At 40.3% G+C, this 12,419-nt stretch carries 10 protein-coding genes; 2 read left to right on the plus strand and 8 right to left on the minus strand.

The window, feature by feature from the left end:
* The first annotated feature begins 19 nt into the window (after window positions 1-19).
* The gene (locus J1N51_RS10250; protein ID WP_208831035.1) at window positions 20-1,096 is read left to right on the plus strand and encodes an acyltransferase family protein; all 1,077 of its coding nucleotides are present in this window, start codon (window positions 20-22) and stop codon (window positions 1,094-1,096) included.
* Here the strand turns inward: J1N51_RS10250 and J1N51_RS10255 are convergent.
* Genes J1N51_RS10255 through J1N51_RS10290 form a run of 8 tightly spaced genes read right to left on the minus strand, consistent with a single transcriptional unit; the run spans window position 1,068 to window position 11,627 of the window.
* Window positions 1,068-2,567 carry an oligosaccharide flippase family protein gene (locus tag J1N51_RS10255; protein ID WP_208831037.1) on the minus strand — a complete coding sequence of 500 codons (1,500 nt, stop codon included), beginning with the start codon at window positions 2,565-2,567 and terminating at the stop codon, window positions 1,068-1,070. The genes J1N51_RS10250 and J1N51_RS10255 overlap by 29 nt on opposite strands.
* Before the next feature lie 31 nt (window positions 2,568-2,598).
* Entirely contained in the window at window positions 2,599-3,876 is a 1,278-nt protein-coding gene (locus tag J1N51_RS10260; protein WP_208831039.1) for an O-antigen ligase family protein, read from the minus strand.
* Between the two features lie 6 nt (window positions 3,877-3,882).
* A complete protein-coding gene (locus tag J1N51_RS10265) occupies window positions 3,883-5,043 on the minus strand; it encodes a glycosyltransferase family 4 protein (RefSeq protein WP_208831041.1) in 1,161 nt (386 codons plus the stop codon).
* The gene (asnB, locus tag J1N51_RS10270; protein ID WP_208831043.1) at window positions 5,040-6,992 is read right to left on the minus strand and encodes an asparagine synthase (glutamine-hydrolyzing); all 1,953 of its coding nucleotides are present in this window, start codon (window positions 6,990-6,992) and stop codon (window positions 5,040-5,042) included. The genes J1N51_RS10265 and asnB overlap by 4 nt, the downstream gene beginning before the upstream one ends.
* A gap of 2 nt (window positions 6,993-6,994) precedes the next feature.
* Complete coding sequence (locus J1N51_RS10275) at window positions 6,995-7,807, minus strand: glycosyltransferase family 2 protein (RefSeq protein WP_208831046.1); 813 nt, start codon at window positions 7,805-7,807, stop codon at window positions 6,995-6,997.
* Window positions 7,808-7,811: 4 nt separating this feature from the next.
* On the minus strand, window positions 7,812-9,368 hold the full coding sequence (xrtA, locus tag J1N51_RS10280; RefSeq protein ID WP_208831048.1) for an exosortase A: 1,557 nt from the start codon (window positions 9,366-9,368) through the stop codon (window positions 7,812-7,814).
* 1 nt (window position 9,369) lies between these two features.
* Window positions 9,370-10,206 carry an XrtA system polysaccharide deacetylase gene (locus J1N51_RS10285; RefSeq protein ID WP_208831051.1) on the minus strand — a complete coding sequence of 279 codons (837 nt, stop codon included), beginning with the start codon at window positions 10,204-10,206 and terminating at the stop codon, window positions 9,370-9,372.
* A gap of 2 nt (window positions 10,207-10,208) precedes the next feature.
* Window positions 10,209-11,627, minus strand: coding sequence for a TIGR03013 family XrtA/PEP-CTERM system glycosyltransferase (locus J1N51_RS10290; RefSeq protein WP_408635834.1), 1,419 nt, complete (start codon window positions 11,625-11,627; stop codon window positions 10,209-10,211).
* 132 nt (window positions 11,628-11,759) lie between these two features.
* Between J1N51_RS10290 and J1N51_RS10295 the strand changes: the two genes are divergently transcribed.
* Window positions 11,760-12,398 carry an XrtA/PEP-CTERM system exopolysaccharide export protein gene (locus J1N51_RS10295; RefSeq protein WP_208831052.1) on the plus strand — a complete coding sequence of 213 codons (639 nt, stop codon included), beginning with the start codon at window positions 11,760-11,762 and terminating at the stop codon, window positions 12,396-12,398.
* Window positions 12,399-12,419: the final 21 nt, after the last annotated feature.

The raw sequence follows: 12,419 nt of genomic DNA on the forward strand, positions 1-12,419 counted from the left end.
TTTTTGAATTTGAAATATTGTGAAGAGACTTGAGCTTTTAGACTATAGTAGGTTTTGTGCGGCTTTTATTGTAGTCATGTATCACTATACTTTTAATGGCATATCGAATGGAAAAGTAACATCGATAAGTGCATTGCCAGAGATTGATTTTATTACCAGATATGGCTATCTGGGAGTAGAGTTTTTTTTCATGATTAGTGGGTATGTAATCTTTTTTTCGGCGAAAAATCGAACTGCTTTAAAATTTGCTGTGAATAGAGCCGTCAGGCTTTTTCCAGCATATTGGTTTGCGGTGCTGTTTACATCATTTTTTGCGTATTTTTGGGGAGGGGAGTTAATGTCAACTTCCCTGCTGAGAAGCGTTGCTAATCTTACGATGATTCACTCCTTTTTTGGTGTAAGTAATGTTGACGGTGTTTATTGGACGCTGGCCTATGAAATAACATTCTACTTTTTCGTCTTCTGTCTTTTACTTGTTGGCTTAAAAAATAGGTTACGGCTACTGTTTATTTGTTGGCCTTTTTTGCTTTTAGTGTGTTACTTGGTGGAAATTAATGGTTATCCATTGCTAGGCGGTTACTACTATTACTTTGCTGCCGGGTGTGTTTTTGCTGTTCTTATGGAAAAGAAGTCGAAAGCCGGTTATTTATCATTGGCTATTTCCTATCTTCTTTGCTTGGATTATTCAACGAAAAAAGCGGTAATTTTTACGGAATTAAAAGGTGTATATTTTTCGGAGTTTGTAATTGCTGCTATAGTGACAATCTTCTTTATGTTGTTCCTTTTTCAAAACACAAAGTTTGGTCAAGCAACCAAGTTACCACATTCAAAGACTATTGGTAATCTCACTTATCCGATTTATTTAATTCACGCACATGTTGGTTATATGTGTTTGAACCAATTTGCAACCCAAGAAAGTGCAGGATTTGTAATATTTGCAATTACGTTAGTGGTAATAGGAGTTGCATACCTTATTAATCGATTGATTGAGGACAGGTTCCATAATGTTTGGGTTACAATATTCTCTCGACTGATAATAAACTCAGGTCAATTTATTGAGGGATACCTCATAAAGTGGGGAGCCAGATACCCTTGACCTTTTTGATCGCGCTTTTGAATTGAGCGACAGCAAATTGAAAACCAAACTCCCAAATATAGTGCTTGTTTCGTAAAGCAAAACTCAAAGCCAGCCAAATTAGGAAATACCCAATCGCGGAGATAAATACGATTGCCAATAAACTGAATAACGGTACTCCAATTGCAGAAGAGACAGGACTTTGTAATAAGAGAATTAAAGCTCCCATGATAAATGAGGCGACAACTGGTATTAGTAAGGCCCTTAGAACTAGATTAATTTCGTAATTAATATAGAGCTTTGCAATTACAATTGATAATGAAAGCACCAATATACCAACAACAGTTCTATACACAGCGAAATCTTCTAAGGTAACTAAGCTTTCTAACAAAAATGCCAGAGAAACAAGAATAATCCCAATTAGATCGAGCAAGCCAATGCTCCAAAACTTAGATTTTAATGTAAAGATGATTTTGTAAGCACCATTAGTAACAAATGTAATCATTAAAAAAGATAAGTAGGCTAGAACAGGTGTAGTTTCTACCCATTGCTCCCCGAATAATATTAGAACTATCTGATCAGCCAACAAAAAAATGCCCAAGGCGGCAGGTACTACCAAAGAGTATGAAAGACCTAAATATTTGAATAGGTGGTTTTTTAGTTTTGCTGAGTCGTCTTGAATTTTGGCTAGTGATGAATAAAGAGGTTGAGTCAATGGGGCGATAGCCTCTGTATAAGGTAATATCGAAAACTCTTGACCAATACTATAGTGTCCAGTAGCGGATGAACCGAACTTTTTACTGATAATCAGTATGTCTAATTTGGCTCTGATATATCCAATCACAGAGGTAACAAAAATACCTCGAGCAAACTTAAATTGAGCTTTTACATTTTCCAATGTTAGTTTTAGGTTTGATGGAGCAACAAAATAAGAAATCATGACGATTAAAAAGCTTGAAAATATGTTGGCAAAAACTAAAGCCCAATAGTCCCTCAAAATAAACCCCATAGTTATCGTAAAAATAACCGTCAACAGCTTAGAGCTTATATCAATGGTAGAAATTGTTCTGAAATCCATATTTCTCTTTCGGATAATAAGGGCGGGAGATCTCAAACTGTCTAATATCGCGATTAAACTTGTCCATTGCAGCACAGCATCTAAGCGGGGCTCATTCATAAAAGAAGCTATACTCGATGAAAAAATAAATAGGCACAAACCTACGGTCGATTTGAGTATTAGGTTAAGTGTCCATGCCGTAAACAGACAACTATCTGAAACTTCTTTTTGTTTTATTACAAATTGTTCAGTTCCGGTATGTGACAGAGCATCAAATAACATCAAAACAAAAAGGGCCTGAGCTGCTATGCCGTAGTCATCAGGAGATAGTATTCGTACTAATATTAAGGTACTTATAATCCCAGCAAATCGTCCAATCCACCGCGCGACGATGACCCATTTATATGAGTTAAGTAAAATATTGGCAGAGCTCAATTGTTATTCCTGCGAAATGATAGAGGCGTCATTACGGTAGTTCATTCTTCGGTTCGTGGGCATTTTTCAAAATTAGCTTACAACTTACTATTAAGGCTATCAGCCACATGGATATTTCTAAAACTTTACTATTAGAAAACTGACTCGCGACCATTACGCCAACTAAGCCAGAGGAAGCCCCTAGCATAATAAGTTTAATTGTCTCATCATCGTTACAATATTTTTGTTTATGTCTTACCGAGAAAACTGCAATACCAATTATTAAAAAGAAGATTGAACTGCCTATAAGACCATGATCGACCATGAAGGCTAAAGTTATATTGTGTGAGGCTCTACGAGCACCTGCTTCAGTTTGAGTCATGTAAGACTCATCGATGTAAAATGGGCTCAGTACTAAAGTGCCTCGATGTCCAAAACCTAATATTGGGTAATCTTTGAACATGTTCCATTGTCCTTCGATTATGACCAATCGAGAGTACGCACTTTTATCAATTTGTTCTGTATCACTGACACTATTTATCTGTTTTATTCGGTCAATAATTAAAGGTCCCAACATAAAAGAGGCAAGGATGACCGCCGCAAAAGCCCAACGCAATATTTGAGTTTTTTTATGCTTTGGGCTGTACCAAATGAAAAATAGGCCTGCCAATGCTAATCCTACTAACCCGCCTCGACTACCCGTCATAAAGAATAGATTACCAACAAGAGCTAGTGGTATAAAAATTAAATAGCGTCTGTTCAAGTTAGTAATAACTATAACTGAAGAAATGAAAATAATTCCTACTAAATGTATTGCCAAAAGGTTGGCGTCATTTATGCCAGGTAAACCAGCCGCTTCGAATCGACCTGATACGTGAGTTTGTAAGGCATTCAAACCAATATAAGCTGCGCCAATACAGTTAGTGACTATAACTGCAAGAAGCCTAGTTTTATTGTTGACCAGACGAATGATCAGATAATAAAGAACGAGGAGTTTAAACAATAAAACAACATAGACTTGATGAAGAGACGGAAAATCTACCCATGTTAGCTGCAATGCAACATATATAAATAGCATAACGAGTAATTTACTCTCTTTAGACTCCAACCAATTAAATTTATTTTTATCGTTAATAAACGTACTAATTAACGTAATTACTGCAACGATCAGTGTCCAACGCAGTTCTGGCAAAAATGCACCCCAGTATTTCCCTGGCGGGTGCATATAAAATACGAAGAAATACAGGAGCAAACCAACAAAAGGCCTCTTGAGTGCTACTAAACACCCAATAGTAAATACAGCAAGAAACCCCAGTGCAGTAATTGGCATCGATGACTACCCTTGAGCCTTCACGTTGTCTGTCCCCTTGATTAGAATCTGACCCAATCCCACAACTCGCTTGGAATTCTCGTGCCACACAAAGCCTTTGTCGATGACGCTTTGTTTGACAGCTTGGCGTTTGGCTTGATGTTGCTGGTAGTTGGTGATGGCTTCTGTGAGTGCAGCTTTAAATGCACTAGCGTCACCTTTGTCAAAAAATAGCGCGGTATCGTCCGATAGGATTTCTTCGATGTTTGGTGTACGCGGGGCTATGATCAACGACCCGACAGCCATGTACTCAAACATTTTAAGTGGTGAGGCATATGCCGTTACGTCTGGCTGCAACGCAATATCGAACTCTTTGACGTAGTCTAAGACTTTGTCACGGATTACTAGGCCTTTAAACTCGACTTTATCGGCGATGCCGAGATCGGCTGCTTGTTGTTTTAACTCTGGTAAAATCGCGCCATCGCCAATACAAACTAACTTAAGCGGAAGCTCTTTGTGCTCTGCAATGGCTTCGATGGCTTTGTCCATACCGTGCCAAGGGTGAATAAATCCGGTAAACCCTATGATGATCTCTGGTTTGTCTTGTTGAATTGGTGTCGCCAGCATCTCATCAATAAATGGCTGACGAACGCCATTGTGGATAACTTCGATATTTTGTTCGGGAACACCTGCAGCTCTCACATGATCTGCCAATACATCGGTCACTGGCAAACATTTGTCGGCACCACGCCAGGTATAGTTTTCGATTTTTTTAGCAAAGCGTTTAAGCGATAAACCACTGTAGCGGCTACGCTCTTCTACAAGAGGGGCATTGATTTCAAGAATCAGCGGAATACCAAACAGTTTAGATGCCCAGACACCTGCAGGCTGATACAAATTATAGCGCTCGTAGATAAATTCTGGTTTGAACTGTTTGATGGCTACTGCAAGCTTGATGAACACCCATAAACTGTACGTCAGCTCGAGTAGTTCGTAGATAAACGCGGGAAGTGCAGCCTTTAACTTACTAACAAAACCACCATCGTGACCAAATTCAGATTGTTCGTTGACGGTTGGCGCAACAAACTTCAACTCGTGGCCTTGCTCTAACAGCGCATTGGTTAGCTCTTCTACATGCACAAACTGACCATCTTTAGAGGCAATGCGATGGTGGTATAAAATTTTCATTTTTTGTTTTGATCCGATGTTTTAATCAGTGGCTTCATTCCGTTTTGTTTAAGAAACTCAGCAAAAACCGACAGTGACCAAAGGGTCATTCCTAAATTCTTTTTACCAGAATAATGTTGTTCGATTAGGCTGTCTATGCCGGGCATGTTAAACATTTCTGATGAGGCTAAGTGCTCTAGTTGCATGCGCTTACGCAGCTCGCTCTGGGTCATCATTCTAAACCATTCGTCCATAGGAGAGGTAAAGCTTTTTTTGCGGCGATTTACGACCGCTTTAGGTATGAGTGACTTGGCGATGGTTCTTAACAATAATTTGGCATTACTGCCTTTTATGTTTTGGTCACTTGATTTGCTAATCCATTGTTCGACGAGACGATGATCTAAAAACGGAACGCGCGCTTCAATGCTGTTGGCCATTGTGGTTCGGTCGACTTTGGTTAGGATGTTGCCTGGTAAGTACGTCTTAAAGTCGATGTATTGTGCTTTTTTGATGCAGTCGCCCACGGTCACTTTGTCAGCGAAGGTTTTGAAATAATGTCGCGATGAGTAGCCATCGAGTTGGGAAAGTAATTTGTCTGAAAAAATCTGCTGCAAAATTTCAGGTGAATTGATACTCATGGCGCGATGAAAATTACTCACAAAGTCATTATTTAATGCTTCAAGTGTTGAATGCGCTCGCAAAAATTGTGGTGCCCATGGAAGTTCGGGATAAACCTTGGCTAAAAATTTAAAAACCGGCGTTGATACGCGTTTGGGCAAGAGGTTTTTGAGTTTGCCTTCTAGTTTTAATAGACGATAGTTGCGATATCCCAAAAATAACTCGTCTGCACCATCACCTGACAACATGACAGTAACTTGCTTTTTAGCTTGTTTGGTTAGCAAGTAGGTTGGGATAGCTGAGTTATCGGCAAAGGGCTCATCAAACATCTTTATTAGCTCTGGCAGATAATCAAAGGTGTTACAACTGACTGTCATTGCTGTATGTTTGGTCTGTACCTGACTAGCGACTTGTTCGGCTTGTTGTGACTCATCATAGTCTGTCTGATCAAAACCCATCGAAAAAGTAGAGACATTTTGATGGCGATTCATTTGTGAGACTATTATAGATGAGTCGACACCGCCGGATAAAAACGCGCCCACCGGCACATCTGCAATTGTTTGCTTATCGATTGCATCACAAAGAAGCGCTTGTCCTTGCTCGAACTCTTGTTGTGTCGTTGAATTTGTTGGAGAGTTTATCGCCTTGAGACAATCCCAATATTGTATTGAATTGACATCTGTAAAGCTGTCAGGATTGTTCAAACTCAACTGGATATAGTGTCCCGCCTCTAGTTTGTTTATTCCCTTGTAGATTGAATAAGGCTCCGGAATATAACCTAATGAAAAATAGTCGCTAATCGCTCTTGGGTTGAGTTGAACTTGAGTATCTGGATGTGCAGTTATGGCCTTGAGCTCTGAGCCAAAGAGCAATTTGTTGTCGGGAGTTTGATGCCAATAAACGGGTTTTATACCGAGTCGATCTCTGGCAATTAAAACAGTGTCGTTTTGTTTGTCGAATAGAACAAAAGCGAACATCCCGTTTAACTTGTATAAAAAATCAACTCCCCATTGCTCATAAGCTTTAGCCAGCACCTCGGTGTCACACACACTATTAAAATGATGACCAAGGCCGATGAGCTCGGTTCTTAATTCACTGTGGTTGTATATTTCACCGTTGTACACCAGTACGCTAACGTCGGTTAATAGCGGCTGATGACCATTGTTGATATCGATAATTGACAGTCTTGTATGACCAAGCTGCACTTGTTGATTATCGCTAATGAAGTAGCCGATATCATCCGGGCCACGATGATGAAGGGTCTGAGTGAGTTGAGCTAATACGGTCTGACTTGTGTTGGTGTCTAGTCCTTTAGCCTCTGGTGAATTGATTAGCGCAACAAATCCACACATGGTTAACTGTGTCGCTCCATTTTTTTGTAAAGGCCGTTTAGGCTCCAAAAATAACCATGCTTTTTAAATAAATAGAACAAACCACCTAGATGAGAAAAATGGAATTTGGACAATTTGAAGCCACGCGATAATTCTTGCGCATCATGAACCATTTGTACATTTGGAACATAGGTGATCTTAAACCCTGATTTCCAAACTCTAATGCAGTAATCAACGTCTTCAGGAGAGTAAAAGATGTTTTCATCTAGCAACCCCGTTTTGTTTACACATTCTCTGGTGATCAACCAGCAGGCAGAAATGGCGTAATCGACATCGACAGGCTCTGATTGGGATTTTAAATCAGTGTCTTTGGCTTCCATGTCTTTTAGGAATAAAAAGCGTTTGGCTTTTTGCCAAAGGGTAGGGAAGACATCACAAGACAACTGAAAATTACCGCTGGCATAAGTGAGTTTGGGTACCACAATGCCTGCCTCTGGATGCAGACGACTGTATTCGATAAGGTGAGTTAAACACTCTGGAGTAATGTAAGCATCGGAATCGAGAACTAAAACGAACTCACCTGTGGCTTGTCTTATTGCGCTGTTTCGAGAAAACGTAGTGCCTGTATTCTCTTTAAAGAAAATCGGCTTAATGATTTCTGGGTATCGCGATTGATAGTCTTTTAGCAATTCGACACTACCGTCTAAACTGCCGTTATCAACAACAAAAATTTCACTGTCACCTGAAAGTTCAGAATAGGAATCAAGTAACGAATCTAGACACTTTGGTAAGGTGTTTACTGAATTGAACGATAAAATAACAGCTGAGACGATCATTGTATTAGTTCCTAACTGGACGCTGGGCTTGTTGAATTACATCAGCAAATTCGAGCTTTAATTGGTTTATGTCTACATCATCAGACAAGGCCGATAAAATAATGGCTTGGCCACCAAAATCACGAGCCATTAGCTTACTTATGACCTGAAGTGCTTTGGCTTTGAGTGTTTGTGCTGTTGCGTTGCCATCAATGAGATAGCTCATTAAAATTTCACGTTTTTGGCCAGCAAGGTTAACGATGGTTAAGTGAAGCGTCATTACTGTTTCACCATTAACTGAAACCGGAATCATGCGTCTGTCTTTTAATGACCAACGGTCGGGGTTAAATAAGCGATTTTCATAATTGATCAGTTCTTTTTCATCCGTTTCATAATCGTAAGAAACGACATATTTACTGATGTCTTTTTGGTTTATGCCATCTTGTCGTAAAACAACATCCGCCGATGGAAAGGACACGGCCCACTGTGTATCAGGGTCCGAAAATAACCCTTTAGTGATTTTGGTTTGGTAGGCTAATGTTGCGTCTATTGTTTGACTGCTTGGGTCGTAAGCCAGTAGACGTTTGGCAATTGGCGCCAAGCTAATTGCGATTATAATAGCAGCATAAAAAGGCCAGATAGCTTGCTGGTGGCTTTTCGACTGGCCTTGAGTTGATTGAATATCCGGCGCAGCAGCATCACTACTACCCGCATCGCTATTATCAACCTTTTTATCTTTGGCGTGTTCTTTATCAGCCAAAACATTGCCCAGAACGATCAGTAACACCATAACGATACTGAAAAACACCCAACCGTAAACAATGTGATCAAAACCAGTGGCAGCTTCCATGTTGCTTAGGTGTGCTATTACTATGATCATGAAGACTCGAATACCATTAGCGACGATAGGAACAACCGCACCGAGAGACATCATTAAAAGTCGATTTTTGGTCGATTTTAAGTAAAGAAGTGCATAAAAGACGGCAATCGTAATTGCCGAAATTAAAAAGCGAATACCACTACAAGCTTCAGCAACTAAAAAATTACCAGCTGGAATCGAAATATAAAGCCCATCGTGATAAACCGGAATGCCAGTCAGTTTTATCATTGCAATCGATAGTGTGGCAGTAATATCTTGAAGATGTGGGATCAAAAAGTCACCCACGGGAACGGCTAAAAATAAAAACAGCAGTGGTCCTTTTAACCGCCAAGTCATTGCCCAGCCATATCGAAGCCAGACCACACAGGGGATAAACGACATGACTGCGAGTTGCGCGACTAAGTTTATATGAGCAAGCGTAGCAATCAGCCAAACGAAGGACGCACCAACTAACAAAATGAGCGGCATGAACGTTGGCTGTGTGTTTCTAGGTGCTTGATCTTTTAATCTTTGAACAAGAAGAATAACAGCCAAGGGTATGATGAAAAGGCCATGACTGTAGGTTTCAGAAGTGAGCCAAAGATCGACCATGCCTGCGACTGTGGTGTAATACAAACCACAGATCATAATGAGTAGGCAAAGAGACTCTATGGCCGCACGTTGTGCGAGTTTGTTGTTCCTTAACGTTGTGAGAATATCCATCTTAGTCTTCTAAATACACTTTTTTCATGGTGTCCCAACGATAGTCCTTTAACAGTTGGGTGATTTTTCCTTCCATCTTGGAAAGGTTAACGTAGTGCCTAAACTTAGAGAGAAATGCTGCATTTTTTACGCGTGGTTGATCAGCGTCAATTTCCCACGGGTGAAAATAAAAGCTGTAAGGCGCTGTTTCTGAGCCTAGAAATTTTTCGATACGACGTTTTGACAACCAATAAGGAAACAAACGGAAGTAGCCACCACCGCCTATACCTTTGTTTTTGTCGTCATTGCGCAAAGTAGGAATTGGGATCTCGATAATCCCTTCTGGGCGATCGTATTTAAAACGAGGCCAGTTAGGTACGCCATATAGGTCGTGCTCTATAGGGTAGGTACTTGAGCTGTATTTAAAACCAAGTTCAACAAGGATCTCGTAAGTCCACTCATTGGTTTCATTAATGCTAAAACTCGGTGCTCTATAGCCTTCAATTGACTTTCCAATTGTATCCTCTAAAAATGATTTGGAGCGATACACGTCTTCTTTGAAAACGTCAGGTGTTTGTGTTGTTGCACGACGATGAGCAAAGCCATGGCTTGCGACTTCATGACCACGTCGGTCAATTTCTTTAATCAAATCTGGGTATTTTTCGGCAACGGCACCTAGGATGAAAAACGTCGATTTAGCACCGTGCTGGTCAAATAAGTCGAGTAAACGTCGAGTGTTCTCATTGACTCTGTGCTCTATGGTTGGCCAGTCTTTTTGAGAGAAAATAGAATCAAACGCAGAAACGTGGAAGTAATCTTCCACGTCGACGGTCATCGCTAACTTTGGTGCTTCCGCCATAGTTATCGACCTTTACCAAATAGAATTATCTCTATGGTTCTGACCAAAATTAATAAATCTAACAGTATGCTGCGACGCTTTATGTAATAAAGATCAAACTTAAGCTTTTCTAGTGAGTCATTGACGCTAGAGCCATAAGGGTAATTCAGCTGCGCCCATCCAGTAAGACCTGGTTTTACGTTGTGACGATGGTTGTAATAAGGGATCTCTTTGATGAGTTCTTTTACAAACTCCGGACGCTCAGGGCGAGGGCCTACAAAGCCCATTTCACCTTTAAACACATTAAACAATTGTGGTAACTCGTCTATGCGGTATTTACGAAGCGCATGACCAATTTTGGTAACTCTGTTATCTACTTTTTGTGCCCATTGTGCGCCATCTTTTTCGGCATCTTGACGCATACTGCGGAATTTAAGTATTTCGAATAGCTTTCCATCCATACCTACACGAGTTTGTTTGTATAAAATAGTACCGCCTTTTTTGCGACCGTCTTCTAACCAGATAAGCATAGCGGTAATGAGGATGACAGGCCATGTGAGTAACAGGACAATACTCGCTAGGAATACATTGAGCATGTAATCCGCTGCGACTCGAATATAATGGCGTGACTGAAAGCCATTTGAATAGATAACCCAAGAAGGGTAAATTAAGTTAACCGCTACTTGACCAGTTTCTTCTTCGATAAAATCTAAAATGTCTTTAACGACGACGCCGGCCATTTTACAGTCAAATAAAGATTCTAGGGGTAAGGACCCACGGCGTTCATCAGGGGCAATGACAATTTCATCAATTTCGTTTTCGCGGATAAACTCTTCTAATTCATCAATTGTTTCGGCGGGAAGAACGTTCTCACGTTTTAATTCGTCTTTTTTATCCGAATGAAGAGGAATAAAGCCAATAAGGGTGAAGCCTCGGCGGTCTGATTCACGACGCATGCGCTTTTCAATGATGGAAGCACGCTCACCGGCACCAATAACAACAACGCGTTTTTTGGTAATGCCAAACATCTCTAGGCTGTTGGCCAAATAGCGCACGGTAAAGGTTAAGATGGCGATTGCGAGAATATAAACGGCTAGGATTGACGGATGTAATGCAGATGTCGCAAAAATATTAAAAACAATGAGCTGGAAAACAGCAAACGTCATTGCACCACTAACTAGGCAACGGCGGAAAATACCGACATTGCTGTCGCGAAGTTTAATGTCATAAAGGCCGACCGATAAATTGGTCACGTTGAATAGGCTAGCGATAGAAATAGGCAACACCCACCACATCTCTTTGTAGGCAGGTAAATACTGAGACCAAAACTCTTCTAAAGCGATAAACAGCCCTATACCAACAAGAAGCCCAATTGACCAATCCATGATCATTAGGGTATTGCTTCTTTGATTTATCGGCTTTTTATGAAATACCTTTTTCAAGTCAATTCCTAATAAATTTATTTTTATTTTTTTACTGGCTAAGGTTAACCGATTGTAACCAAGCTGTCATCGGGAAAAAATATAATAGTTCACATTTATTATGATTTGATTACAATCAATAGTGAATAAAGTATGGATAACTACAACAAGAGTGATTTTGACGTGAAATTTCTAATATTGGTGTTAACTGCATTGTTAATGGTTGGTTGCGCAAATCCACTGCCACCGGCTTCTGTAAAACCTTCTGCTATCGAAAGTGTAGATGATTATTACTACCTAATCGGCCCTGGTGACTCAGTAAATATTTTTGTCTGGCGTAATCCTGAAGTTTCGGGTTCGTTTGTTGTACGACCAGATGGAATGATCACTACTTCTTTAGTAGAGGACATTAAAGTTTCAGGTAAAACTCCAACCCAGCTGGCTCGTGAAATTGAAACGGTTTTGAGTCAATACATCAAGTCGCCGATTGTAACTGTTAGTGTTAGTGGGTTTGTTGGGCCGTTCACGGAGCAAGTCCGTGTGATTGGTGAAGCCTTAAATCCAATGGCGGTCAATTATCGTCAAAATATGACATTGCTTGATCTTATGATTCAGGTGGGGGGATTAACCGAATTTGCCAATGGTAATGGCGCCGTGTTAATTCGCGTCGAAAACGGTGTCCAGAAAGAATATGATATTGAGCTTGATGATTTGATTCAGCAAGGCGATATCAGTGCTAATGTCGATATCTTGCCAGGTGACATCATTATTATCCCAGAAGATTGGTTTTAATTAACACGCGTTAACTCAATT

It is taken from the genome of Psychrosphaera ytuae (assembly GCF_017638545.1).
Lineage (GTDB): Bacteria > Pseudomonadota > Gammaproteobacteria > Enterobacterales > Alteromonadaceae > Psychrosphaera > Psychrosphaera ytuae.